Source organism: Paenibacillus sp. LBL (genome assembly GCF_029893715.1).
Lineage (GTDB): Bacteria > Bacillota > Bacilli > Paenibacillales > Paenibacillaceae > Paenibacillus_AQ > Paenibacillus_AQ glucanolyticus.
Genome location: NZ_JARXYU010000001.1, coordinates 519,056 through 543,334, shown reverse-complemented (window position 1 = coordinate 543,334; position 24,279 = coordinate 519,056). Strand labels below are relative to the sequence as shown.

Below are 24,279 nucleotides of genomic sequence, written 5' to 3'. Positions count from 1 at the left end.
AAGGTGATTTTATGATATTGCTCTCATAATTCTAGGTGGATCCTATGATGTGTACAATAACCTGTTCATTGAGCGGTGAGAAAGAACTCAACCAGCGGTTGAACGGGAAGTATCAACAAGAGTTCTCAGGGACCTTGTCAGGTCCCAACCACCATCATAGCACCTGCTGTCAAGAGGAATGCGGCCTTCAAAGATACGATAATGATCAAAGGGCCAGCCGTTGGATGGCTGACCCTTTGTTCTGATGATCGATGAATTTATTTATGTGTAACACCTTCGGTGTACCGGTTGGAAGCATTCCAGAGCAAATATTCATCGACATTCGTATCCTTGAGGGCACGAATCTGCTCCTCAATTTCTTTTTTACCGTACTTGGCATAATTTCCGCTTCCGAGCCAGCTGGCGGTAAAGTCCTGAATCCAAGGTCTGATGATCGGTTTCTTCTCTCCCAACTCGTCAAGCTTTTTGTGGGTATCCTCCATGGAGCCTTTAATGGTCTGGTAAGGAGCTTTATCCGGAACGGGGGAGCCGAACCAGCCTGCCGTGTAATGGCTCGGGTACACCATCGGACTGATGATATCCACGTTTTTGGAAATCTTGACAAAGTCCTGGCCAATGCCTTCTGCGGCCGGGACCGAAGCTGCATATCCGAAAATATCTACGGATACGCGGATGCCAAGCGGTGCCAGTTGTTCACGGGTATACTGCACGAAGTCGGATACCACGTCCACGCGGGATTGATCCGTCTTGGTATATTTGAGGGAATCGGCGCGTTTCTCGAAGCCCTCTGGAAAACGAACATAATCAAACTGGATTTCCTTGAATCCGAGTTTTGCTGCTTCTTTGGCAATTTCGATGTTGTAATCCCAGACCTCTTTGCTGTACGGGTTGACGAAGCTGTCGCCGCCGCCATTGGTCCATACGCTGCCATCTCCTTTACGGAAGGAGAGCTCCGGGTTTTTCTTGGCGAGAATGGTATCCTTGAACACAACGACCCGGGCAATAGGATAAATATCGTGTTTCTCCAGACGCTTCATCAATTGGTTGATGTCTTTGATAAAAGGCTGGGATTTACCGAGCTCCTTCAGTTTCGGATTATCGGTCTTGTACGTTATGTATCCCTCATCATCCTTGATGTCGATGACCATGGCATTGAGTTCGGTCTTGTCCATCAGATCGACAAGCTGATTCATTCTGGAGCCGCCTGCGCTATAAGCTGTTACATAAATGCCTTTGACTTTAGGCGCATCAACCTGCGGGTCGATCTCGGTGGTGTTTGGCTTGAGGCCGCTCTGGCCTTGAGTTTGATTGTTTTGATGCATGCCTTGAATCATGGCGGTATTTAATGATGCCTGAAGTTTGGCGGTAAGCGTGCTGTCCTGTGGACTGGAACCGCCGAAGCCCGCTGACGCCAAGATGAATAAAGCCAAGATGATATTCATAATTACTCTCTCCCTTGTGTACATTCACATCATGATTATAAAGGAACGTATGCCTTCAAAAAGAACAGGTTTGTTACAATCGACAATAAACTTAGAAGCGGCGGTAAACATACCTTGTCTACATTAAACGGTTGAAGGGCGTTTTAAACGATAAAAGGGACTTTTGCTGTAGAAGACGGTGAACAACATGTGAACATGGGGAAGTAACCGTTATAGTAACGACGCGAGAGTTGCGGATAAAAAATGCCGTTATTCACCGGTCGATATATCCCCGGAGAAGAACGGCATTCGTCGTGCAATTTTCACGTATTGCTTAAAATTAATGCAGCGGAGTTTGGTTCTGATGCTCGCAAATGCTGAACTGAATGATTTCAAGAGCGTCCTCCTGCTCCAGAATACTCAGCCCGTCCCGCAAAACGATCATGGAGTTCAGTTCGTTCTGTCTAAAGAACGGTATCATTTCCGGGAACCACTTCATGACGATTTGTGACAATTTTACCGTTTCCATTTCCATAAAAATCACCCTTTCCTTCCAAGTTGGTTAGGTAGGACGTCTTCAGTAAAACGGAAAAACAATTAAAATTGGGCCAGGAGAGATGCCCGGGAAACAGATCTCATGAATTATTGTAGGAACCGCGCACAAATATTATACCACAAATTTGCCGTACCCTCACACGCGGCAAATATTTAGTTTTTGCGGAATTGTCCCATTACGGCTGTGGTTTCCACGATATTAACAAAAGCATGCGGGTCCGTTTCTGTAATAATTTGCTTCAGCTCGGCGAGCTCATATCGTGTGGTGACGGTCATAAGCATATCCTTCTCTTTATGACTGAAGGCTCCCTGGGTTTTGATCTTGGTAATACCGCGGGGGCGTTTGAGCAGCTTCTCAAGCAGGGCTTCCGTCTGGTTTGTCACAATGAACACGGTAACCTTGATATGGCTGACATGGAGCATATCCACCATTTTTCCGGCAACATAGATGGATGCCATGGAGGCGAGTGCCAGATTCCAGTCGTTTTCGAGATAAGCAACTGCCATGATGACGATAGCGTTCAAAGTGACAAGCACGCTGCCAACAGGAAAGTCCCGATATTTGGTCACAAGGGAGCCGATGATATCAAAGCCACCTGTCGATCCGCCAACCCGAAAGGAAAGGCCGGTACCAAAGCCGACAAGCACTCCACCGAATACGGAGGACAGCAGCATTTCGGTGGCAACCACCTTAACCGGGATGATCTCGAGGAACAGGGTTGTGACAACAACTGACAGTATACTAAGCCCGACGAATCGTTTTCCCAGCTTGAACCAACCCGTAAGGAGAATGGGAATATTGAGCACAAAATACATGATACTGATATTAAGCGGCGTAAAATAGCCGATAATTAAGGCGAGACCGGAAACACCCCCGCTTAGTAAATGATGGGGAATCAGGAACAGGTTGAATCCGCTCGCAATAATAATGCCGCCGAATACAATCGAGAAATAGGTCCATAGACGCTTCAACATAGGAATCACCTCCCGGTTATTATGACTTCTTTAAGCTTGCTGGTATTCCAGAATTGTTTTGTGATATAATGTATTGGATATTCTTGAGTAGTCCGTTACATTGATAACTTTGCAAGCTTATCAGGATGATTATACATTAACCAGTCCATACACTGGTGATAAGAGAAATATACCGGTTCACCTCGTGCAGAAAATCCTGCTGGCCGGGAAAGCCTATAAACGTTACCACTACTTAAGAATACAGATAAGAAAGTGGATGTCCACAGATAGAAGGAGTATGAACCTATTGAAAAATTTCGCAGATTTTGGCTTGGAGCCGCGCGTGCTGCAAGCAATTACTGAGCTTGGCTTTGAGGAAGCCACACCGATTCAATCCCAATCGATTCCGATTGCTCTTACCGGAAGAGATATGATTGGACAAGCACAAACTGGTACAGGTAAGACAGCAGCATTCGGCCTACCTCTTATCCACAAAATCGCTAAGGAAGAAGAGCGTATCGTCTCTCTCATCATGACGCCTACCCGTGAGCTTGCCATTCAGGTTGCAGAAGAAATTGGCAAGTTGTCCCGCTTCAAAGGAATTCGTTCCTTGGCTATTTACGGCGGACAAGATATCGGGCGCCAGATCCGCGCTTTGAAAAAGAAGCCTCAAATTATTATCGGTACACCGGGTCGATTACTTGACCACATCAACAGAAAAACAATCCGACTTGACGATGTACAAACCGTTGTACTGGATGAAGCGGATGAAATGCTGGACATGGGCTTCATGGAAGACATTCAGTCGATCCTTAAGCTTGTTCCTGAAGAACGTCAAACCTTGCTGTTCTCCGCAACTATGCCGGCTAACATTCAGAAGCTCGCATCCCAGTTCCTGAAAGATCCTGAGCATGTATCCGTTATTCCTAAGCACGTAAGTGCACCTCTGATTGATCAAGCATATATCGAAGTTCCTGAGCGTCAAAAATTCGAAGCGTTGAGCCGACTTCTGGATATGGAGTCTCCTGAGCTTGCGATTGTATTCGGACGTACCAAGCGCCGCGTAGACGAGCTGGCAGAAGCTCTGCAAAAACGCGGATATTCCGCAGACGGCCTTCATGGCGACCTGTCCCAGCATCAACGTGATACCGTTATGCGTAAATTCCGCGATGGAAGCATCGATGTCCTGGTGGCAACAGATGTGGCAGCACGTGGTCTCGACGTATCGGGCGTTACCCACGTTGTGAACTTTGACTTGCCTCAAGATCCGGAGAGCTATGTACACCGTATCGGTCGTACAGGCCGTGCGGGTAAAGAAGGTACGGCATGGTCTTTCGTAACTCCTCGTGAGATGGATCACCTCTATTTCATCGAGCGCGTTACACGTCATCGTATCCCTCGTAAGCCTTTGCCAACGATTGCTGAAGCGATTGAAGGCAAACAGCGCATCATCGCGGAGCGTGTGCTTGAGATCATCGAGCAAGGCGAATTGACGGAATACAAAGGTCTGGCTATTCAATTGCTGGAGCAGTATGACTCCGTACAATTGCTGGCAGCAGCAATGAAAATCCTGACTGGCGACAAGAAGGAAGCATCTGATATTCATCTGACACCAGAAGATCCGATTCGTGCGAAGCGCCGGAAGCCGGATATCCGCAGTGGCCGCAAACCAAGCGGTGGCTATGGTGGCCGCAACAACAGCGGTGGCGGCGGATATCGCCGTGAAGGTGGCAGCGGCAGTAGTGGCAGCGGCAGCAGCGGTAACCGTGGCGGCTACTCCAAAGGCGGATATAACCGTGATGGCGGCAGCAGCTATGGCGGCAATCGCGACGGTGGTGGTTACAACCGTGACCGCAACAACAGCGGTGACCGTAAGCCGCGCTCTTACAGCGGAGGCGGCGAGCGTCGTCCTAACCGGAGCGGAGACGAATAATGGGTTCTGACGGTTAATTCTTTTGACCGAAATAACTGAATTCAAGACGAAGCAGCTCCCCGTCTAAGGTGGAGCTGTGCTTCGTCTTTTTTTCATGGTTAAAGAAGGTACACCACCAAGGGTGTACCTTCTTTTTAACCGCGCAGTTTTACGCATAACAGCGGATCTGATTCATTACATCATTCGGGAGACATTAGATATAGAATGTGCTCAGAATAATTACAAGCAGAATGAACAGAACCAGGACAATACCAACATTATTTCCGTAGCCATAACCGCCTACACCTTCACAAGACATACATATCCCTCCTCTTAATTTTAAAAATTGAATCTTGTTAAATGGATTACGTGATATCCTATGGAGAAACAGCGGCATTGGATTGGATATACACCTAGCACTCTTCAAATTAGGCTCTGGCAATGCATGTGCAAAATAAGGTATATTAATAGATACATGCATGATTTGAGTGAGGAGGAAACGGATTTGGAAATGAAAGGAGCCATGGGTGGCTTATATAAGCTCACCGAGTGGATTACCCGTATTGCTTTTTCTAACATCTTGTGGGTTATTTGTACATCGCCTTTCCTGTTTATCGTACTAACCAAATTCCTGATGGCCGTTCAGACACCGGATGCGCATAATGAGCAGCTATTGTCGAACTGGATGCTGGGAATCTTGTCACCGTTTGTGTTGTTCCCGGCTACAGCAGCTTTATTCAACGTTGTACGCAAATGGGTTATGGGTAATTCGGATGTATCCGTATTCAAAACATTCTTCAGGGGTTATAAGGAAAACTACAAACAGAGCATGATCGGCGGCATATTTTATACGCTGCTGTTCGTGATTATGTATGTGGATTACACGGTTTATATGACGCAGCTCGATGGCTTCCAGCTTGTCGGCATTGTCATGCTGGTGCTGCTTATTGTGTTGTTTGTCTCCTTGTTCAATTTCTTTTCCATGACGGTTCATTATGAGATGAAGACCCTGCAATTGCTGAAAAACGCAGTGCTGTTGACCTTGATTCGTCCGTTTCGTGTATTTTCGACGTTGATCGGAAGCGCTGTCTTGGTGTATATCGGTACACAGATGCCGGTGCTCTTCGTGTTCTTCCTGTTCTGCCTGATGGCATTGTTTGCATTCTTCAACTTCTATGCGACCTTTACGAAGATGCAGGAACAGCAGGAGAAGATGAAGAAGGCCGAGGAGGAGTCGGAAACGGAACAGGCGCTTCTGGAAAGCATGGATTCCGTCAAAAAGGAAGAGAACGGGTCGAAGCCTTAAATAACGAGAGGTTTACTTTTCCGGCAAAACCTCCTATAATAAGACTACATCCTGCGATGTTCGTTTCGGTTTTCCGTTGTTTTGAACCAATGACGATGTCTAGGGAGATCAATACGTAATCGTGGCTGGAATGCCCTGTCTATATGACAAGGGGAATTCATAAGCGATTCTGCGGTCACCCACCTGCTAATGCAGGTTCGAAGACAATGTTTACCGGACGGCATAGGCGGGTTTCGTTAAACCAATGAATAGGCATCTCTTCTATTTCGAATTCGAAGTGAAAGAGGTGCCTTTTTGCTGTATATAAAGGTTTGCTGAAAGCATAAACAATGTTAAACTAGAGTATGGAAAGGAACGGTCATTTATAAAGGAGGAACGGTCTTTGTCATTAAAACGAGTTCTAATTGGTATCGTGCGCAGCTATGACGGCACAAGCGACCGTGCTAAAGATCCCAAGCTGAAGACGCGTTATTACAATCTTTCAAAAGAAAAGTGTTTTGAAGAGGTTTCCTCGACACTGAAAAAAATTCCGGGCTACAAAGTTCTGCATGAGGTTAAGTCCGTTGGAGAAATCACACTCGAGAAAAGAACCTCATTCGGACGTACACTGGACATTACCGTATCCGTGCTCGGCATCAGTCCGGTTCGCAGTGCAGTTGATATGTATTCGGCGTCTCGCGGTTCCCTAGGGGATCTGGGGGCGAATTACCGGGTCATCCTGAACCTGTACGCCGTACTTGACAAAAAACTGAGCAAGTATAAAGTGGATGCTTAGTAGAATAAGAAAAAAGCGGGAGAGCTGCTCTCCCGCTTTTTAAAAGTGTACAGTGTATGTAGCCTTTGGCGGTGTTATCTAAGAGATTTAACCGCTTCTACGGCAGCCTCGTAATTCGGGTGCTCTGTCATTTCGCCAAGGTATTCTACATAGGCGATTTTATCGTTGGCATCCACTACGAAGATCGAACGCATGTCGAGTTGGAATTCCTTGATGAGCACGCCATATGCTTCGCCAAAAGAGCGAGATTTATAATCGGACAGCGTGACGACACGGTCAACACCTGCTGCTCCGCACCAACGGGCTTGGGCAAACGGAAGGTCGGCACTGACGGTGAGAACAACAACGTCATCGCCCAGTCCAGCGGCTTCTTCATTGAAACGGCGTGTCTGCGCGTCGCATACCCCGGTGTCGAGGGAAGGGACTACACTGATCAGCTTGATTTTACCTGCAAAATCTTTAAGAGATGCGTCTTCCAGCAGGTTTTTGCTCACTGTAAAATCTGGAGCGTTGTCACCAGCCTTGAGCTCTGGTCCGATGAGTGTAATAGGATTGCCTTTAAAAGTGGCAGCTCCTGAACGTTCTTGAGCCATGAAAAATCTCCTCCTTGGATATCAAAGTTTGGTGATCAGGTTCATGGTACATTATAATCTTTTTAAAAAGGGAATGTCCACTAAGGGCGCCCTTGGCCTGGTTAGGATGAGGAGGATGCTATGATTTTCGTACGTTATGAAAACTGGAAGAGTTATTTGCGTTATTATCCTGTGACATCGCTGCTGCTTGTGATCAACCTTGTAATGTTTGTGATTACAGCGTTTGACGGAGGATCCAGAAATCCGGTTACGCTGCTGAAATACGGCGCTTTGTCGGATTTGCCGGAATTCGTAGATCAGGCATGGAGATATGTCACGGCGATGTTCTTGCATAACGGCTTTGATCATCTATTGTTCAACAGCTTTGCACTGCTGGTATTTGTTCCTCCGCTGGAGAGAATCATGGGGAGCTGGAAGTTTGCTATTCTGTATCTGCTCAGCGGTGTTCTCGGTAATGTAATCGGATTGGCTTATTATGAGCGCATGGAACACTACACATTCCTTGTAGGCGCATCAGGAGCCATCTACGGAGCTTATGGCGCTTATCTGTACATCGCCCTGTTCCAGCGGCATGTCATTGATGAGTCGTCCCGCAAGACGCTGTATACCCTGCTTATTCTGGGGATTCTGTTCTCGTTCACCCCTGGGGTCAGTCTTGTAGCCCATGTCGGCGGATTGGTAGGCGGATTTTTCCTCTACGGCCTCATGATTCGATTATTTAAACGTCGGACATAATCGGACCTTAGAGGGTCTGTTATAATAGAATTGGATGATTTGGATAAAGTCTTCAAGTCTTCTAGGGAATAAGAATGGAGCGATAAAAGGCGTGGAATTACGACAGTTGCAATACTTTGTAAAGGTTGCGCAAAAGGAACACGTTACCCAAGCGGCAGAAGAGCTTCATGTGGCTCAGTCAGCCGTCAGCCGTCAAATTCATCAGCTGGAAGAAGAGCTTGGTGTTAATTTGTTCATGCAAAAAGGCCGGAATCTGCAGTTAACTCCGGTAGGTCAGCTTTTTTGCAAACGGGTGGAGAGCATCATGAAGGATTTGGACCGCGCGGTCGTCGAGATACATGAATTTCTGGATCCGGAGCAGGGAGAGATTCGCATCGGTTTCCCTCACAGCCTGGGCATTCATCTGATTCCGTCCATTGTGGCTGAGTTCCGCAAAAAGTACCCGAACGTGAAGTTCCGCTTCAAACAGGGGATGTTCCCGACATTGATCCGGGACGTGGTCGGGGCCGAGGTGGATTTGGCCTTTGTATCCCCTTTTCCGGATCGACATGATCAAGTGGATGGGGATATCGTGCTGACAGAGGAGCTGTTTGCGATCCTGCCGCCGAATCATCCGCTTGCCGGAGAGCAGTCCATTAAGCTGGAACAATTGAAAGAGGAGCGCTTTGTGCTGTTCAGCAAAGGATATTCCCTGCGTCCGATTGTGTGGCACGCATGCCTGGAAGCTGGATTTACGCCGAAGATTGCCTTTGAAGGCGAGGAGACGGATACGATTCGCGGACTGGTTGCTGCCGGCATGGGGGTCAGTCTGCTTCCTGAAATGGCGCTCTTCCAGACGAACCCGCTCCAACCGGCTCGCGTTCGGATTTCCGAGCCGAAGGTAACGCGTTCGATCGGTCTGATTCACCGTGCCGATGAGAAGCTCCCGCCGGTTGCTCAGGCTTTCCGCGCGTTCTTGCTTCAATACTTTGGTATTGACCCGTCACCAAAAAAGGAAGGGAAAGCGGACACCGCTTCAGCTCCCTAGGTTGGCTTCATTAAATTACGAGAAAAACATCATCAAATATAAAAAGAGGGCTTTCCTCTCCACCGATCAATGGTGAGAGGAAAGCCCTCTTTGTTTGTTCTTATACCGATGTTATGTTAGTCGCGGTTGCTTGTAAAGATCATAATATAACGAATCAGCTCCAGCAAGGAGATCAATGCAGCAGCGACATAAGTCAATGCAGCAGCGTTCAATACCTTAGCAACTCCACGTTCTTCGTCATTGGCAATGTAACCTTCCTGTACCATGAGCTGGCGAGCACGGTTGCTCGCGTTAAACTCGACCGGCAGGGTGACAAGCTGGAAGGCAACGGCACAAGAGAAGAAGATGATGCCGAGACCGACAAGGTTCATGGCCTGGAACAGGAAACCGGCAATCAAGAGAAACGGCGCGATACCGGATGCAATGTTAACGACCGGGAACATCTTGTGACGGGCAACGAGCATCGGATAATGCTCGGCATGCTGGATGGCATGGCCGACCTCATGACAAGCAACAGAGACAGCTGAGATGGAACGCTCGTAATATACAGGCTCTGACAGACGGACAACACGCTTGGTCGGATCGTAGTGGTCAGACAGCGCGCCTGGCACCGGTTCAATGGGAACATCGTGAAGACCGTTGGCATCCAGCATACGCCGGGCTGCATCGTAGCCGGTCATGCCTGTGCTGTTCTCAACCTTGGCCCACTTATTAAATGTGCCTTTAACACGGAATTGAGCCCATAGTGAGAAAATAAACGCGATTATAATGAGAATAAACATCCAGTCAGAATACATTTATCATACCCCCATACTAAGTTGTAATTTGGCGCGGCATTGTTACATCGAAGTGAACTGATTCAGCAAAATTTGAAGTGACTCGATACAAGCAGCTCCTTTGGGAAGAATATTAGCAAGTACCTCCTTGGCTTGACTGGGCTTTAGTTCGCTCAGGAGTGGATTGAGTTCCTTAACATCCCGTTCCAGCTGTTTCATCTGTATTTCGAGCTTGGTCAGTTTTTCCGTCATTTCGGAATCATCGGCAACTGACTTCCACCGATCCAGTCTTTCCTTAATCTCATCGAGAGTATATTTCTCTTGCTTTAACTGATTAATACGTTCGAGAGTGCTTAAGGTTTCAGAACTGTACAACCGGTAGTTTTTTAACGTCCGTTTTTCAGGGGAGATCAAACCCAGCTTAGTATAGTAGTCAATGGTTCTTTCGCTGATTCCGGCAGCCTTAGCCAGTTCGCCTATCCGGAAAAGGTTTCCGCTCATGATCCCCATAATCATCACCTCACAAGCCTTCATTGAATTGGACATTAATGAATGCATTTATATTTTCATTTTAATAGAAATATGATACATGATCAGGAACCATACAGTCAAACGTCATAGTTGTGACGAAAAAACCTTGCAGTTAAGCCTTTTTTTAACTACATATGATGTAAGGTCATTTGCACTGTATGCGCTTAATGTTATATTACATTACATAATAGACGTATTTTGGACTTTTTTTTGAAAAAAACCGTTGCGAATTTTCAAGCGTCCCCCTATAATGACAATATGAATTCAAGGAGATGTTATATTAGTTAACACAAAGGGGAGTGTAAAACATGAAAAAAAGATGGCTAGGTTTAATGGCGGGAGTAATCTCACTACTCGCATTCCCGGCGAGCGCGTTCGCCGCTGATGGGGGAGCCACAAACGTTGAATTAACGGCTGGTTTGAATTCCGTGTTCGTATTCTTGGCAGCTTTGCTCGTATTCTTCATGCAAGCAGGATTCGCTCTGCTGGAGGCCGGATCGGTTCGTATGAAAAATGCGGGGCACGTTGCAGGTAAAACATTCCTGACTTTCGGTATTTCGATCGTAGCATTCTGGGCGCTAGGATTTGGTCTAGCATTCGGTAACGGGAACAGTTTTTTCGGATTTGAAGGTTTCTTCTTAAGTGGTGACAATGCATCGGGTTCATTCGATTCATTATCGGCTTATGATGTGCCTACCACGATAATGTTCTTGTTCCACTTATCCTTTGCGGCCGTATCCCTGGCTATCGCTTGCGGCGGTATGGCTGAACGTGCAAAACTGAGCGTTTATATCGTGTTCGGCTTACTGTTCACCATCGTGATTTACCCGATTGTTGCTCACTGGGTATGGGGCGGTGGATGGCTTGGGGCTCTGGGCATGCAGGACTTTGCCGGATCGACCGTTGTTCACTTGACTGGTGCTACGGCAGCTTTGGTGGCTACCATTCTTCTGAAACCTCGTCTGGGCAAATATAATAAAGACGGAAAGCCTAACAGCATCCCGGGCCACAACCAGGTCCTATCTGTCCTCGGCGTATTCATCATCTGGATCGGCTGGTTCGGATTTAACCCAGGCAGCACCATCTCCGCACTTACGGACGGATTCTTCGGTTTCGTGGCATTGAATACAAACATCGCCGCTGCGGCAGGTGCACTTGCAGCGCTGCTGATCTCGTGGGCGGTTCTTGGCAAAGCAGACATTCCTAGCATGCTGAACGGTATCCTTGCTGCATTTGTTGCGATTACAGGCGCTTGCGCATTCGTAGAGCCGTGGGCGGCCGTTGTTATCGGTGCGGTTGCGGGTACGATTACTTTCTTTACCGCTCAGTGGTTTGATCGCAAAGGCATTGATGATCCGGTATATGCATTTTCCGTACATGGTATTGCAGGTATGTGGGGCGCAGTGTCCACCGGCTTGTTCGCAGCACCAAGACTTGTTGAAATTACGGGTGTAGGTAAGGCAGGGCTGTTCTACGGCGGCGGCTTCGGACAGCTTGGGGTTCAGCTTCTGGGTCTGATCGGTACGTTTGCATTCGTTCTTGTGATCTCATTCATTATTCTGTACATCATGAAAGTTACGATGGGTATCCGTGTAACGGAAGAAGAAGAATTGATGGGTCTAGATATTAGTGAGCATGGTACTTATGGATATCCGGAGCAAATGAAACTCCTGGTGGAATCGGAAGGCAAATCTCCCGAATTTCGTTCCGGAAGCAAAACAATTCCTGGAAGCGATGCGTCATTATAAGTCCTAACCATGAATTGCTTATGAAGCATGTAATAAGGAGGCCGCGGCATGAAACCTCTGAAATCCGTAAATCTGTTTCCGGTATTCTCGGAAATTCAGAAAGCAGTATCAGCCCAGCAATTACGAGATGAACGGATCGCTTGTCAGAATCATCTCCTTGAGAAGCGTAGTGACATGGAGCTTAGAGAATGGATCGCTTCTGTGAACCGGATGCACGATCTGATTGGGCAGCGTGCCGCGGCTATCTGTGAGCAGGACATGTGGGAGGCTGGCTACGGCCGGCCTCCTGCACGTTATGCGTTTGTTGCTTTTGGCAGCAGCGGAAGGCAGGAAGCTACGTTGTGGAGCGATCAGGATAACGGTCTGATCCTTGGCGATGAGCTGGGTGAGGAAGACCTTCCATTTTTTTGGGAATTTGGACTTCGTCTATCGGATCTGTTGGAGTATACAGGCTACCCTAAATGTTCGGGAAAGGTGATGTGTTCCGAACCGTTGTGGAGTAAACGCCTAGAGGATTGGAAGAATCAGATTAGTGATTGGTGCAGCGACCAGCAGTGGGAGCCGATTCGCAATTTCATCATCGCTGCGGACCTGCGCCACATCTCGGGTGCTGGCGAGCTTACGGAAGCCTGGACGGAGCATTTCCGCAGTTCCGTTGAACAGCATCCGGACATCGGCAATGCCGTGCTTCGGAACACTGTCAAGCACAAAGCAACGCTTAATGTGATGGGAAGGATTGTCACGGAGCGGTTTGGTGAGCATGCCGGAGATTTTGATGTGAAGTATGGCGTGTATATCCCTCTTGTAAACAGCATTCGAACGATGGCATTACAGCGAGGCATCATCGAAACCTCCACGCTGAAGCGAATGGAGAGGGTCATGCTGCTGGAAGGAGGCAACCTGCTTCTGGAGAGTGTCCAGCGTGCCTTCCTGACGGCGCTTCGTTTAAGAAACGACACACCGTATCGGATCGAGAATGGACTGATCACAAGCAGCGGTTATATCCCGCAGGAGCAGCTTAAGAGCAAAACCATGCAGTATGAGCTTCGCGATACACTTGGTGTTGTCAGGCGGATACACCGGTCATTGCAGCGCGAGCACCGTTTTGCGGAAAGGAGGAACTCATGACGGAACCGGTACAATCAAACGGCGGCTTCTGGAGATCGCTGCGCTCAGGTAACATTAATTCCGCAATCGCCTCCATGCGCGGGGCACAGACAGCGCAGCAGCTCGCCTTCATCCGGTCCCAGATGAAGGATAACCGGAGACCGGAGGTCCTTGGAACTCCACTGGACGAGCTTGAGGTTGTTGTATTCGATCTGGAGACAACGGGGTTCAATCACCAGCATGGCGACGAGATTTTATCATTCGGTGCAGTCCGGGTCATCGGGGAACAGGTTATCGAGCAGGAGTCCTTTCATATGATCGTGAACAGTGGTTCCCCAGTCCCTCCATTTATAACCGAGCTGACAGGTATCACGCAGCATATGGTTGATGCAGCCCCGCCTTTAATGGAGGGGCTGCATGATTTCATGGCTTTTGTAGGGGGCAGGGTTCTGGTCGCCCATGCAGCTGCGCATGATCGGGGATTTCTGAATGCAGCTCTGTGGAAAACTTCAAAGGTTCGCTTGACCCACAGGCTGCTCGATACGATGATGCTGGCGCAGAGGCTATATCCGGAACAGACGGATTACAGCCTGGATGAACTGCTGCGAAACTGCAGCATTCCGGTGGAGGGCAGACATCACGCACTCTCGGACGCGCGCATGACCGCCAGGCTGTGGGCGGACTATATAAAAGAGATTCAGGCGCGCGGGGATGCAACTACACTGGGAGATATGTACGTTTATTTAAGCGAGGCATAACAGCGGGGAGCCCGTTATCCTTCATGGATATCAAAAGGAATCGGGGCAAGGGCGTACGACTCCGCATTGTGCTGTGCCAATGTGTTTACTTTACAAGGGTCAGGGGATTCCATGTGTGTTTTTCCTCTGGTGATCTTGTAAGTATGAAGCTGCAGGGAATGGTTGCCAGAGGCAACTGAAACTGTCGGTCTTGCGATGGCATACACCTGAAGCAATCCACCGAAGGATGGAAGCTGCAGCATATCTTCTCGGGATGGCTCGGGCGAAGTGTGCGGGTGGCTATGAAACAAGCCGACGAGTCCTTTTTCGGTTAAAGCCAGACGGGTCCAATGAACCGGATCCAGATGAAATGAATGCAGCGGAGACTCCGCTGTATTTTTTACGGGAATAAACTGTGTAACGGTCAACGTCCGGCTTGCCGCCAGTGAATGCCCGATAAGGACCCCACAAGCTTCCTGCGGCAGGCAACCGTACATATGCTCCGTTATATGTTCAATAACCTCTGCGTGCAGCAGGAGCTGCTCCAGGGGCGTGTCGCATGGTGTCATCTTTTTTCCTCCAGACAAAATTCAGGTCGTGGTGTGTTTGAAAGATTAGGGTTTCAGGGTACAATAGGGACTATAACTAAGATAAGCAAAGGAACCTATGCCTATGAAACGTAACCTGATCATTATCGCTCTGCTCATCGTCGCAGCAGGTGCGGTTATCTATAATCAAGCCGGTGATCAAATTCAAGCCGTATTCATGCAGGAAAAACCGCTCCCGACAGAGACCGGGGCCCGGGCAGGGCTTCTGGCTCCTGCATTTACCCTGAAGGGGATGGACGACAAGTCTTATGCCGGCGGCGGAGCGCGCGATAAAGCCATGATCATCAACTTCTGGGCATCCTGGTGCGAACCATGCAAGCAGGAAGCCCCAGAGCTTGACAAGCTGGCAGAGAAATATGCAGATGAGCTTGAAATCTATGGCGTGAACGTGTCCAAGTACGACAATGAGAAGAAAGCTCGTCAATTCGTCAAGGATTTTAAACTTCGATATCCGATCCTGCTTGATCCGAAGGGAGAGGTGTTCGAGAATTTGTATAAAGGGCAAGTGTTCCCGACCAATGTCCTTATCGATCGAAATGGCGTGATCCAAGAAATTATTCTTGGCGCTCCTGCTCCCGAGGATCTTCACAAGAAGGTTGCCAAGCTGGTGAAGTAATCGTCAGATGGAGGTAAGACATCAAAAAGCGCGTTCCCTATGTTCATAGCGGATACGCGCTTCTATTTATATTTCAGAAATCAATGATTAATCAAGCCTTGCCTTGCGGCGGATTCATGTGTCTGCTCCGGTGAAATCTGGCCTAGCAGCGCATAGCGCATACTATCCACAAGCGCTTCCCAGCTCGCCTCAATGACGTTGCTGGATACACCAACCGTGTTCCAGGCATTTTCGAAGTTCTTGGATTCGATCAGAACCCTTACTTTTGCAGCGGTTGCGTCCTTGTCATCCAGCACACGGACCTTATAATCAGCAAGATGCATTTCCTTGAGTGTCGGGAAGTATTGGACCAGTGCTTTACGCAGTGCATTATCGAGCGCGTTGACAGGACCGTTGCCTTCCGCTGCGGTATAGATGCTCTCGCCGGCCACGTTGACTTTGACGAAGGCTTCGGAAACGACCGGCTGTCCGGCTGACTTCTCCACCAGCATTTTGAAGGATTCAAACGTGAACAGCTCCTGAAGCTCTCCGTTTGCTTCCCGAAGAAGCAGCTCCAGCGAAGCATCCGCGCCTTCGAATTGATACCCTTCGTGCTCGAGCTCCTTGATCTTGCCAATAATATGCTTGGATTGCTCGCTGGCCGGATCAAAGGCCAGACCCATGTCCTGCGCTTTGGATACGATATTGCTCTGTCCTGCCAGCTCCGATACCAGCACACGCTGCTTGTTTCCGACCTTCTCCGGCTCGATATGCTCGTACGTTCTGGAATCGCGCAGAATCGCAGAGACATGGATGCCTCCCTTATGGGCAAAGGCAGCGTTGCCAACATACGGCTGATTAACCGGCATATTCACGTTGGCGATTTCGCTGATATAACGTGCGGTATTTGTCAGGGTGCGGAGTTTATCGTCCCCGATGCAATCATAACCCAGCTTCAGCTGGAGATTCGGAATGATGGAGCACAGATTTGCATTGCCGCATCGCTCTCCGTATCCATTCATGGTGCCTTGGACATGCTGGACACCAGCCTGTACAGCGCTCAGGGTGTTGGCAACGGCAAGCTCGCAATCATTGTGTGTATGAATGCCGAGTGGAGCGCCAGGGAGCTGCCCGGTTAAAGAAGTGACGATGTCCGAGATTTCATGCGGCAGACTCCCTCCGTTTGTGTCGCACATAACGAGCCAGTCAGCACCTGCATCCCGTGCCTTGGACAAGACGGCAACGGCATATTCCGGATTGTTCTTAAAGCCGTCAAAAAAGTGCTCGGCATCAAAAATCACTTCCAGGCCTCTCTGTTTAAGGAAGGCGATGGAGTCATAGATCATGGCCAGATTCTCTTCAAGTGTCGTCTGAAGTGCGGTGTGAACGTGGAAATCCCAAGACTTCCCGACCAGGGTAGCCGCTGAGACTCCGGATTCCAGTATTCGAAGCAGATTGGCATCCTGATCAGCAATGGAACCTTTGCGGCGGGTGCTGCCAAAAGCGGTTACTTTTGAAGTCAGGCCGAGATCCTGGACTCTTTTGAAAAATTCGATGTCCTTGCTGTTGCTTCCCGGGATACCGCCTTCAATATAATGAACACCAAGTGCATCGAGTTTCTTGGCGATTTTGACCTTGTCGTCCGCTGACAAGCTGATTCCTTCGCCTTGGGTTCCGTCGCGAAGTGTCGTATCAAAGATGGAAATGGACTTAGACATGATGTCCTCCTTTGGGTGTCCGGGATTGGACCGCATTGTTTATAATTTTGTATTATAGCATTTCTTTGCGGGAAAGTAACAGAGTAAAAAACTTTTCACAAAGCGTCTCCATTGTTGACCATCGTCAGGCGTGAGCGTTATGCTGAAGGCATTGGTACCGTATTCTTTGATTCCTGATGAAATATAACATAGACACTCCGATGTCTAAACCAAATATAATGGAATGGAGTTCTTGCCATGATTCAATATTCTGATGATCAGGTGACGGTTTTTCAAAGTGCGTTATTTCAGACCACTTCAACGGTCATCCAGCTGGATGAGAGCATCATTATCATCGATCCGAACTGGCTGCCGCACGAAATCGATGAAATCCGTGAACATGTTAACGGGGTTCGGGGAGGCAGGGATTGTTATCTCATCTTCACGCATGGAGACTATGACCATATAATTGGATATAAAGCTTTTCCGGATGCCAAGACGATTGGAAGTGCCGGACTCCGAGATCACCCGGACAAAGAGCGTAAACTGAAATTAATTCGTGATTTTGATGCTTCCTATTATATTACTCGCAACTATCCCATAGAATTCCCTGTGCTTGATGTCGTTATCGAGGAAGATGGACAGCAGCTCGCACTAGGTTCCACGACACTTACGTTCTATAAAGCGCCGGGACATACGGCTGACGGTCTGTTCACCGTGATTGACTCCGTGGGCGTATTTGCAGCCGGTGACTACTTATCCGATTTTGAGCTCCCGTTTATCTACCACAGTGCATGGGACTATGAGGGGACGATTCGCCAAGCTGCAAGGATACTGAAAGAGCATCCGGTAACTCTGCTCATCCCGGGGCATGGCCAGCATACGACAAGCCAATCGGAGATGGATCGAAGAGTGGAGATCGCCCGGAGCTATTTGGAGCGGCTGCGTCAGGCTGTGGTTGATGGCGATGATATGGCCCTTGATCAGCTGCAGGAGGAGCACGGATTTGTCTCCGAATTTACGGCGGAGTGTCACAAGGAAAATGTGAGAATCATTCAAAATGAGTTTCAAGCTGAGGGCAGTCATCAGAGTTAAGTAGAACCGAACCGAAAGAAAGAAGGAATCCGTCCGTGGGACATATCGACCATTATTATCCGGCCAGCGGCCGCGTTATTCTTCATGTGGATATGAATGCTTTTTACTGTTCCGTGCATGAGGCGGAGGAGCCGGAGATCTATCGGGGCAAGCCTACGGCTGTTGCAGGCAGCATCGAGCTGCGAAAAGGCGTCATTGTGACATGCTCCTACGCCGCACGGTCACTCGGCATACGCACCGGAATGAATGTGAGACAGGCCCTGCGGATCCACCCTGACTTGATGATTATCCAGCCTGATTTTCATCTCTACCGCAAGTATTCCAATGCGTTTATGAATATAGCTTATGCGTATACCCCGTTATTGGAAGCGACTTCGATTGATGAATGTTATCTGGATATTACGGGCTCGAAGCAGTTCGGCACGCCGCTGGATATCGCCCGGGAAATCCAGGAACGCATTCGCGAGGAGCTGTCACTGCCATGCTCCGTCGGCATTGCTCCCAACAAACTGCTTGCCAAGATGGCCTCGGATATGAAAAAGCCTAACGGGCTGTCCGTCCTGCGGATTCGGGATGTGCCGCAGGTGCTGTGGAACAAGCCATGTGCGGAATTGTTCGGCATCGGCAGCAAGACCGCCGAGAAGCTGCGGAAGCTGAATATTCAGACCATCGGCCAGCTCGCCGCTGCTGAAGAAAGCCTGCTAACCGCCACGTTCGGTGTCATGGGATCGTGGATGAAACGCGCGGCCAGCGGCATAGACCATGCGCCGGTGGTCGCAGAACGGGAGCAGAGCAAATCGATCGGGCATACGACCACGCTCCCGCAGGACGTTACCTCGGCACATGAGGCGAGAAGGGTGCTGCTCAATCTGAGCGATCAGGTGGCACGCCGGCTTCGCAGGCAGGGGCTGATGACCAGCGGTATACAGATCACGCTCCGTACACCGGATATGAAGACCATTACCAGATCCAGACATCTCGCTATCCCGACGGAAACGACGGAGGATATCTACCGCGAGGCGTGTAAGCTGTATGATCGGCACTGGAAGCAGGACAAGCCGCTCCGTCTTCTCGGCGTTACGCTGCAGCAGCTGATCGCCAAGGAGGAATCTGCGATTCAGCTGGACTTGTTCGATTATGAGAAACAGCCGAAGAAGGAGTCGCTGACCCGGGTCATGGACGAACTGCGCAATAAATTCGGCGAGAGTGCGGTGCTGACCGCGGGAATGCTTGGCGATGATCCATCGTCACTCATCCGCAATCATAAACGGCGAGGGACTTCCTTGCAGATGGATTTTGTAAGGGATCTTGAGCAGGGTAACAAAAAGACCGAGCGACCCTCCTCCGAGGAGGCAGATCGCAAATCATTTGACAACTAGTTAAAGTTGTTGATTTCCTTAGGTGCAGAGCCGATTTTTGTCGGAAAATCTTAGGAAATATATTTGTATTCCTAAAAAAATTGTATTAATATATGTAGATGGTGACGGGTGACCCGTCATATTATACTATGTCTTATAGAGATGTTTATAGATATACAGGAGGAAGAGAGACTATGGCGAAGTTTACTTGGGTAGATAAAGATACCTGCATCGCTTGCGGCGCATGCGGCGCAACGGCACCCGATATTTATGATTACGACGACGAAGGCCTGGCAGAAGTTATTTTCAACGGAGACAACAACCGCGGGGTAACCGAAATTCCGGAAGATATGCATGACGATATGCTGGATGCTTGCGACGGCTGCCCGACGGATTCAATTCGGATTGCAGACGAGCCGTTTGACGCAGAATAAGAACACCGCTCGATCCCTGATATTCCATCTTAATTGAACTTATACCGACGTCCTCTGCTCCTCAACGGCAGGGGGCGTTTTTTCGTATATAGGCATTCATACATATTTGGTGTCATTATACCGATATACAGGATAATAGAGGTAAAAATGTCATATAGGAGGCTCTCGAATGAACAATTCGCTGTACCTCAAAAGGTATGTGGAGACGCATCCTGATAATAAAATGGCCTGGTATTTGCTGGGCAAGGAATATGAGCAAGCCGGTGAACAGGGGAAGGCCAACTATTGCTACAATAAGGCGGAGGGAGTCTACGAAGCCTTTGAGCTCAGTCAGGTTCCGTCTGATATATGGAAAAATTATGAGCAGCGTTTATTGGAGATGGAGAGAGATAAGGACCTCAAACGGAAACGCATCCGGCGTTTGCTTGCAGCGCTGGTGTTATTGCTATTGGTATTCATTCCGCCAGCCCAGGCGCCAGGCTATTCTTCAGCGGAAGTTGCAGAAGGCAGATTCCCGCCGGATGAGCCGGTTTCAGCTTCTTCCGCCAATAAAGGGAAGAATCATTCCCGTAACGAACCCCTATACATAGCCGTTGCATCCGGTCAGGCGAATAATTCCTCCGGCATGCTGCCCTCACTCCTCCAGCAGCCTCGGCAGCTGCCTGCCTGGTCTGTTGCGCTTGGAATGAAGCGCTCGGGCAAATGGCTGCTATGGAGCAAGGATATGGAGCGATTATACGGACTGCACCGCAATGATCAAGGGGCTATCGCCATTCAGCCTTATGAAGGAGCAGCAGGAGAATGTAATTGTGAACCCGCGAGCAGCTCGGCGCTTAAGCGGGGGGCGGAACGATGGGCGAACTTGCAGGTCGAAACGGCGGTTCTGCAGGAGGCGGCCAACAGGTATAAGGCCAGGCATGACCAGCTGCCGAAGAGCTTGAATGATCTGACACAACCGTATCCTGACAATTGGCTGTCGGGACGCTCCAAGGCGATGGAGGACATGTTCGGGGCTCTGATGAAGCAGCAGTCGCAGGGAGCAGGCGGACAAGGGAATCAACAAGAGCACATGACAGAAGAGCCGGGGTACTGGGGAACTTCACCGAAAGGCGATCCTTTTTTTGAGCAGCCGCTTCAGGTTATCATTGATCGCAAGCATCATCGTCTTGCCGTTGTAAGCGGCTCTGTCCTGCTGCGTAATTATGCTGTCGGGCTAGGCGGAGCGAAGACGCCGCTGGGCGATTTTCATATCAGTGATAAGGTTGTGAATCCGAACGGGACCACGAAGGGTCCCTATGGCACGCGGGGAATGCAGCTTTCCGATACGTTATACGCTATACACGGCACTGAAGATGTGGACAGCATTGGAGCGAATGAATCCGAGGGGTGTATTCGAATGCTCAAGCAAGATGTGGAAGAGCTGTTTGACATGATTCCGATGGGGACAGCCGTGAAAATCCGGGAAGGGGTCCTTCCTGAAGAACTGTGGACGCCGAAAGAGCGCTTTAAGCTCAAGCATTCCCAGGGTCAGACTAACCCCGGCAAGGTGTACCACTGGCTGGATTAAGGCTGGGCAATAACAATCAGAACGATAATCAGGATAATAAGAAGAGCGATGCCGGAGCCGATCCATACGAGGGCCTTCTTATTAACCTCTTCTTTTTTCTGCTGCAAAGTTGGAGGTTTACGTTTGGCTGACATGGTCTTTCCCCTCTTTCTCTTATAATCGCGAAAATATTTATACAACCTTCTATTATTGTATAAGGTTTGTCCTAAAATTACCATATCACTTCCTCATTAGTCGATAGCCCGGTTTATGCTGAAGAACTTTCTTTTTGAGACAGAAACGGATAAACTGAAGGATAGAGAAATAACTGGATGAGAGGAAGAGTGGATGTGCTGTACCGCAACATAGGCAAACCTATATTTTTTAAACTGGATCCCGAAAAGGCTCACCACCTTGTCGTTGGCGGGCTTGGACGTGCCTCCGGCGTGGTCGGCGCAGACGCTGTCATGCGGGGGATGTACGGTGTTAGCGAAACACCGGATTTGGCTGTGGACCTGTTCGGGCTTCATTTCCCGACACCGGTCGGACTTGCCGCCGGGTTGGATAAAAATGCACAGGCCGTCAAAGGATTCTCCTCCATCGGCTTCGGATTTATGGAAGTAGGCACGGTGACCCCGAAGGGACAACCGGGCAATGAACAGCCGCGATTGTTCCGGCTTCCTCCGGATGAGGCGCTCATCAATCGGATGGGCTTCAACAACGAAGGTGCAGAGGCGATGGCAAAGAGGCTGTCAGCACTCAAGGAACGCCGTATTCCGGTTGCCGTGAATATCGGGAAGAACAAAGCGACTCCGAACGAGAAAGCCAACGGTGATTACGAAGCTTGCATCCAAGCTTTATTTCCGTATGGTGACTTTTTTGTTGTCAATATCAGCTCACCCAATACGCCGGACTTGCGCAGCCTTCAGCATGGAAGCGAATTGGCATCTTTGCTGGAAGCCGTTAAGAACGAAATGTCACGGCAAGCCCAAATCCATGGAGGCGATAAGGCCGTTCTGGTGAAGATTGCGCCGGATGTAAGTGATGCCGAACTGGAGTTCATGGTGGATACGATTAGCACAAGCGGCGTTTCGGGTATTATCGCAACAAATACAACGCTTTCCCGGGAGGGTCTGACTCACGGTCATGCCAAGGAAATCGGCGGCCTTAGCGGGAAGCCGCTGCGTGAGCGCTCTACAGAGATTGTATCCCGCATTTATAAGCAGACGGGCGGTTCGCTTCCGATTATCGGGTCTGGCGGGATTTTTTCGGCGAGAGATGCATATGACAAAATACGCGCAGGCGCAAGCCTGGTGGAGATTTATACAGCACTTATCTATGAAGGGCCTGAGGTGAACCGCAAGCTGCATTCCGGTCTTCGGGATCTGCTTGCACGGGATGGATTCAACCATATTTCCGAAGCCGTCGGGGCTAATCATCGGTAAAGGGGTTAAAGACAGGAGGCAAGGCGATGGACGTTAGAGACTGGGGGACATTTTTGCTTCCGTATGAGCAGACCGTTGAGGAATTGAAGGTCAAATTCAAGACGATGCGCTCCGAGCTGAAGAAGCGGGAGGAATACGCACCTATCGAATTCGTAACGGGTCGGGTCAAACGGATCTCGAGCATACTGGACAAGGCGAAGCGCCTCAATGTGCCGATGGACGAGTTGGAAACCGGGATTGAGGATATCGCAGGCATTCGAATCATGTGTCAGTTCGTGGAGGATATCCGGCGGGTTGCCGAATACATCCGGGCACGGAAGGACCTGACCGTATTATTTGAGAAAGATTATATTACCAACTTCAAAGAAAGCGGCTATCGTAGCTTTCATATGATTATCGAGTACCCGGTGCAAACTGCCCTGGGACAAAAGAAAGTTCTTGCCGAAATCCAGGTCCGCACATTGGCCATGAACTTCTGGGCGACGATTGAGCATTCGCTCAGCTACAAGTACCGGGAAAGCCTTCCGGATGATATCCGGGCACGGCTGAAGAAGGCCGGAGAAGCAGCCAACACGCTGGATACGGAGATGTCGAGCATCCGCGAGGATATTTTGGAGGCACAGCGCAAGTTCGAGGATGACTCGAATATTACGACGCAGGTGCTGAATGCGATTCACAAGCTGTATTTCTTTCATCTGGTTAATGAGGCGATTGCATTTCAGAGCCGGTTTAACGTGATTTGGCAAAATCACGACATGGATGCGATGAAGGTACTGCTCGACGAGGTCAAAGAGCTGCTCTCCGAAGCGAAGAAGAAAGTAAACGAACATGAGTTATGAACCGTTATACGTAGCTTACCTGGTATATTTCAACCGCGATCAGGATTATTTCGAATGTCATGAGGTGCTTGAGGAGCTGTGGCTTGAGCAGGACCGCGATCCAAGATATAAGGGACTGCTGCAAGTGGCTGTGGGGCTCTTTCATTTTCGGAACAACAATGTAAGAGGAGCGTACAAGATGTTCACCAGCGCCGTATCCCGGCTTGAGGTGTATCCTGAGGATGAACTGGGAATCTCCCTTGGGAAGCTGGTGAGTGAGGTGCGCCGTTATGCCAAGCAGCTGTCATCCTATGACGCTCATCCTTTTCCCTATAGGGATCTGACCATAGAAATTGGGGATACTGAGCTTAGGCAGGCGGTTGAGATGGCTTCGGAGAATATAAAACCCAACATTCCGCAGCGGCGAAAGCCGGAACGGTCACATTCCCATTGAATGGGAAGTGCCAAGGGGAAACAAGGTGAAAAAAAGAGCTGCCCGTCTGTAG

The 24,279-nt window shown here is 49.2% G+C and carries 26 protein-coding genes and 1 other RNA gene; 17 read left to right on the top strand and 10 right to left on the bottom strand.

The window, feature by feature from the left end; genetic code table 11:
- Positions 1-257 precede the first annotated feature (257 nt).
- The 3 genes from M2277_RS02625 to M2277_RS02615 all read right to left on the bottom strand — a co-directional run bounded on the left by M2277_RS02625 (position 258) and on the right by M2277_RS02615 (position 2,951).
- A complete protein-coding gene (locus M2277_RS02625) occupies positions 258-1,442 on the bottom strand; it encodes a putative glycoside hydrolase (RefSeq protein ID WP_006211705.1) in 1,185 nt (394 codons plus the stop codon).
- A 319-nt stretch (positions 1,443-1,761) separates the two neighbouring features.
- Positions 1,762-1,956: a hypothetical protein gene (locus tag M2277_RS02620; protein ID WP_006211704.1), complete on the bottom strand. Its 195-nt coding sequence runs from the start codon at positions 1,954-1,956 to the stop codon at positions 1,762-1,764.
- A gap of 173 nt (positions 1,957-2,129) precedes the next feature.
- The gene (locus tag M2277_RS02615) at positions 2,130-2,951 is read right to left on the bottom strand and encodes a YitT family protein (RefSeq protein ID WP_063480221.1); all 822 of its coding nucleotides are present in this window, start codon (positions 2,949-2,951) and stop codon (positions 2,130-2,132) included.
- A gap of 286 nt (positions 2,952-3,237) precedes the next feature.
- On the opposite strand from M2277_RS02615, the gene cshA reads away from it, so the two are divergent.
- Positions 3,238-4,863: a degradosome RNA helicase CshA gene (gene cshA, locus M2277_RS02610; RefSeq protein ID WP_081742797.1), complete on the top strand. Its 1,626-nt coding sequence runs from the start codon at positions 3,238-3,240 to the stop codon at positions 4,861-4,863.
- A 193-nt stretch (positions 4,864-5,056) separates the two neighbouring features.
- Here the strand turns inward: cshA and M2277_RS02605 are convergent, their stop codons facing one another.
- On the bottom strand, positions 5,057-5,161 hold the full coding sequence (locus tag M2277_RS02605) for a hypothetical protein (RefSeq protein WP_006211701.1): 105 nt from the start codon (positions 5,159-5,161) through the stop codon (positions 5,057-5,059).
- A gap of 186 nt (positions 5,162-5,347) precedes the next feature.
- Between M2277_RS02605 and M2277_RS02600 the strand changes: the two genes are divergently transcribed.
- The 3 genes from M2277_RS02600 (at position 5,348) to M2277_RS02590 (ending at position 6,923) form a co-directional block, all read left to right on the top strand.
- Positions 5,348-6,148: a YesL family protein gene (locus tag M2277_RS02600; protein ID WP_036641578.1), complete on the top strand. Its 801-nt coding sequence runs from the start codon at positions 5,348-5,350 to the stop codon at positions 6,146-6,148.
- A 45-nt stretch (positions 6,149-6,193) separates the two neighbouring features.
- A non-coding RNA gene (ssrS, locus tag M2277_RS02595) (6S RNA) lies at positions 6,194-6,385 on the top strand.
- Between the two features lie 145 nt (positions 6,386-6,530).
- Positions 6,531-6,923: a DUF1499 domain-containing protein gene (locus tag M2277_RS02590; RefSeq protein WP_006211699.1), complete on the top strand. Its 393-nt coding sequence runs from the start codon at positions 6,531-6,533 to the stop codon at positions 6,921-6,923.
- Positions 6,924-6,997: 74 nt separating this feature from the next.
- Here M2277_RS02590 and tpx read toward each other — a convergent pair whose 3' ends face one another.
- A complete protein-coding gene (tpx, locus tag M2277_RS02585; RefSeq protein WP_006211698.1) occupies positions 6,998-7,516 on the bottom strand; it encodes a thiol peroxidase in 519 nt (172 codons plus the stop codon).
- 120 nt (positions 7,517-7,636) lie between these two features.
- On the opposite strand from tpx, the gene M2277_RS02580 reads away from it, so the two are divergent.
- Positions 7,637-8,251, top strand: a complete 615-nt coding sequence (locus tag M2277_RS02580; protein WP_006211696.1) for a rhomboid family intramembrane serine protease — start codon at positions 7,637-7,639, stop codon at positions 8,249-8,251.
- A 91-nt stretch (positions 8,252-8,342) separates the two neighbouring features.
- Positions 8,343-9,278 (top strand): glutamate biosynthesis transcriptional regulator GltC, encoded by a 936-nt coding sequence (gene gltC / locus M2277_RS02575; RefSeq protein WP_006211695.1) that lies wholly within the window; start codon positions 8,343-8,345, stop codon positions 9,276-9,278.
- A 116-nt stretch (positions 9,279-9,394) separates the two neighbouring features.
- On the opposite strand, the gene M2277_RS02570 is transcribed toward gltC, so the two are convergent.
- Both M2277_RS02570 and M2277_RS02565 read right to left on the bottom strand, forming a co-directional pair.
- The gene (locus M2277_RS02570; protein ID WP_006211694.1) at positions 9,395-10,075 is read right to left on the bottom strand and encodes a zinc metallopeptidase; all 681 of its coding nucleotides are present in this window, start codon (positions 10,073-10,075) and stop codon (positions 9,395-9,397) included.
- Positions 10,076-10,117: 42 nt separating this feature from the next.
- Positions 10,118-10,570: a MerR family transcriptional regulator gene (locus M2277_RS02565; protein WP_006211693.1), complete on the bottom strand. Its 453-nt coding sequence runs from the start codon at positions 10,568-10,570 to the stop codon at positions 10,118-10,120.
- 323 nt (positions 10,571-10,893) lie between these two features.
- Here M2277_RS02565 and M2277_RS02560 point away from each other — a divergent pair, with 323 nt between their 5' ends.
- From M2277_RS02560 to M2277_RS02550, 3 genes are read left to right on the top strand one after another with little or no spacing between them, the layout of a single operon-like run.
- Entirely contained in the window at positions 10,894-12,333 is a 1,440-nt protein-coding gene (locus M2277_RS02560) for an ammonium transporter (RefSeq protein ID WP_280754074.1), read from the top strand.
- A gap of 48 nt (positions 12,334-12,381) precedes the next feature.
- A complete protein-coding gene (locus M2277_RS02555) occupies positions 12,382-13,461 on the top strand; it encodes a DUF294 nucleotidyltransferase-like domain-containing protein (RefSeq protein ID WP_280754073.1) in 1,080 nt (359 codons plus the stop codon).
- Entirely contained in the window at positions 13,458-14,198 is a 741-nt protein-coding gene (locus tag M2277_RS02550) for a 3'-5' exonuclease (protein ID WP_006211690.1), read from the top strand. Before M2277_RS02555 ends, M2277_RS02550 begins: the two co-directional genes overlap by 4 nt.
- Positions 14,199-14,212: 14 nt before the next feature.
- On the opposite strand, the gene M2277_RS02545 is transcribed toward M2277_RS02550, so the two are convergent.
- A complete protein-coding gene (locus M2277_RS02545) occupies positions 14,213-14,746 on the bottom strand; it encodes a M67 family metallopeptidase (RefSeq protein WP_280754072.1) in 534 nt (177 codons plus the stop codon).
- 103 nt (positions 14,747-14,849) lie between these two features.
- Between M2277_RS02545 and M2277_RS02540 the strand changes: the two genes are divergently transcribed.
- Positions 14,850-15,401 carry a TlpA family protein disulfide reductase gene (locus M2277_RS02540; protein WP_006211688.1) on the top strand — a complete coding sequence of 184 codons (552 nt, stop codon included), beginning with the start codon at positions 14,850-14,852 and terminating at the stop codon, positions 15,399-15,401.
- 80 nt (positions 15,402-15,481) lie between these two features.
- Here the strand turns inward: M2277_RS02540 and cimA are convergent, their stop codons facing one another.
- Positions 15,482-17,098, bottom strand: a complete 1,617-nt coding sequence (gene cimA, locus M2277_RS02535) for a citramalate synthase (RefSeq protein ID WP_006211687.1) — start codon at positions 17,096-17,098, stop codon at positions 15,482-15,484.
- Positions 17,099-17,335: 237 nt separating this feature from the next.
- On the opposite strand from cimA, the gene M2277_RS02530 reads away from it, so the two are divergent.
- From M2277_RS02530 to M2277_RS02515, 4 genes are all read left to right on the top strand, one after another.
- Positions 17,336-18,172, top strand: coding sequence for an MBL fold metallo-hydrolase (locus M2277_RS02530; RefSeq protein WP_280754071.1), 837 nt, complete (start codon positions 17,336-17,338; stop codon positions 18,170-18,172).
- Positions 18,173-18,207: 35 nt separating this feature from the next.
- On the top strand, positions 18,208-19,551 hold the full coding sequence (locus M2277_RS02525) for a DNA polymerase IV (RefSeq protein ID WP_280754070.1): 1,344 nt from the start codon (positions 18,208-18,210) through the stop codon (positions 19,549-19,551).
- Positions 19,552-19,724: 173 nt separating this feature from the next.
- On the top strand, positions 19,725-19,964 hold the full coding sequence (locus tag M2277_RS02520; RefSeq protein WP_006211684.1) for a ferredoxin: 240 nt from the start codon (positions 19,725-19,727) through the stop codon (positions 19,962-19,964).
- A gap of 169 nt (positions 19,965-20,133) precedes the next feature.
- Positions 20,134-21,531 (top strand): L,D-transpeptidase, encoded by a 1,398-nt coding sequence (locus tag M2277_RS02515; RefSeq protein WP_280754069.1) that lies wholly within the window; start codon positions 20,134-20,136, stop codon positions 21,529-21,531.
- Here the strand turns inward: M2277_RS02515 and M2277_RS02510 are convergent.
- The gene (locus M2277_RS02510) at positions 21,528-21,665 is read right to left on the bottom strand and encodes a hypothetical protein (protein WP_006211682.1); all 138 of its coding nucleotides are present in this window, start codon (positions 21,663-21,665) and stop codon (positions 21,528-21,530) included. The two genes, M2277_RS02515 and M2277_RS02510, sit on opposite strands and share 4 nt — an antisense overlap.
- A gap of 195 nt (positions 21,666-21,860) precedes the next feature.
- On the opposite strand from M2277_RS02510, the gene M2277_RS02505 reads away from it, so the two are divergent.
- From M2277_RS02505 to M2277_RS02495, 3 genes are read left to right on the top strand one after another with little or no spacing between them, the layout of a single operon-like run.
- Positions 21,861-22,955 (top strand): quinone-dependent dihydroorotate dehydrogenase, encoded by a 1,095-nt coding sequence (locus tag M2277_RS02505; RefSeq protein ID WP_280754301.1) that lies wholly within the window; start codon positions 21,861-21,863, stop codon positions 22,953-22,955.
- Between the two features lie 26 nt (positions 22,956-22,981).
- Positions 22,982-23,794, top strand: a complete 813-nt coding sequence (gene yjbM / locus M2277_RS02500; protein WP_006211680.1) for a GTP diphosphokinase — start codon at positions 22,982-22,984, stop codon at positions 23,792-23,794.
- Positions 23,784-24,227, top strand: coding sequence for a DUF309 domain-containing protein (locus tag M2277_RS02495; protein ID WP_280754068.1), 444 nt, complete (start codon positions 23,784-23,786; stop codon positions 24,225-24,227). Before yjbM ends, M2277_RS02495 begins: the two co-directional genes overlap by 11 nt.
- The last annotated feature ends 52 nt before the right edge of the window (positions 24,228-24,279 follow it).

Coding starts and splice junctions, on each gene's coding strand:
- M2277_RS02515 (WP_280754069.1), top strand. CDS start 20,134: ATGAACAATTCGCTGTACCTCAAAAGGTATGTGGAGACGCATCCTGAT.
- M2277_RS02510 (WP_006211682.1), bottom strand. CDS start 21,665: ATGTCAGCCAAACGTAAACCTCCAACTTTGCAGCAGAAAAAAGAAGAG.
- tpx (WP_006211698.1), bottom strand. CDS start 7,516: ATGGCTCAAGAACGTTCAGGAGCTGCCACTTTTAAAGGCAATCCTATT.
- M2277_RS02620 (WP_006211704.1), bottom strand. CDS start 1,956: ATGGAAATGGAAACGGTAAAATTGTCACAAATCGTCATGAAGTGGTTC.
- M2277_RS02565 (WP_006211693.1), bottom strand. CDS start 10,570: ATGATTATGGGGATCATGAGCGGAAACCTTTTCCGGATAGGCGAACTG.
- M2277_RS02570 (WP_006211694.1), bottom strand. CDS start 10,075: ATGTATTCTGACTGGATGTTTATTCTCATTATAATCGCGTTTATTTTC.
- M2277_RS02580 (WP_006211696.1), top strand. CDS start 7,637: ATGATTTTCGTACGTTATGAAAACTGGAAGAGTTATTTGCGTTATTAT.
- M2277_RS02545 (WP_280754072.1), bottom strand. CDS start 14,746: ATGACACCATGCGACACGCCCCTGGAGCAGCTCCTGCTGCACGCAGAG.
- M2277_RS02495 (WP_280754068.1), top strand. CDS start 23,784: ATGAGTTATGAACCGTTATACGTAGCTTACCTGGTATATTTCAACCGC.
- M2277_RS02555 (WP_280754073.1), top strand. CDS start 12,382: ATGAAACCTCTGAAATCCGTAAATCTGTTTCCGGTATTCTCGGAAATT.
- M2277_RS02540 (WP_006211688.1), top strand. CDS start 14,850: ATGAAACGTAACCTGATCATTATCGCTCTGCTCATCGTCGCAGCAGGT.
- cimA (WP_006211687.1), bottom strand. CDS start 17,098: ATGTCTAAGTCCATTTCCATCTTTGATACGACACTTCGCGACGGAACC.
- M2277_RS02615 (WP_063480221.1), bottom strand. CDS start 2,951: ATGTTGAAGCGTCTATGGACCTATTTCTCGATTGTATTCGGCGGCATT.
- M2277_RS02605 (WP_006211701.1), bottom strand. CDS start 5,161: ATGTCTTGTGAAGGTGTAGGCGGTTATGGCTACGGAAATAATGTTGGT.
- M2277_RS02530 (WP_280754071.1), top strand. CDS start 17,336: ATGATTCAATATTCTGATGATCAGGTGACGGTTTTTCAAAGTGCGTTA.
- M2277_RS02550 (WP_006211690.1), top strand. CDS start 13,458: ATGACGGAACCGGTACAATCAAACGGCGGCTTCTGGAGATCGCTGCGC.
- M2277_RS02520 (WP_006211684.1), top strand. CDS start 19,725: ATGGCGAAGTTTACTTGGGTAGATAAAGATACCTGCATCGCTTGCGGC.
- M2277_RS02625 (WP_006211705.1), bottom strand. CDS start 1,442: ATGAATATCATCTTGGCTTTATTCATCTTGGCGTCAGCGGGCTTCGGC.
- yjbM (WP_006211680.1), top strand. CDS start 22,982: ATGGACGTTAGAGACTGGGGGACATTTTTGCTTCCGTATGAGCAGACC.
- M2277_RS02560 (WP_280754074.1), top strand. CDS start 10,894: ATGAAAAAAAGATGGCTAGGTTTAATGGCGGGAGTAATCTCACTACTC.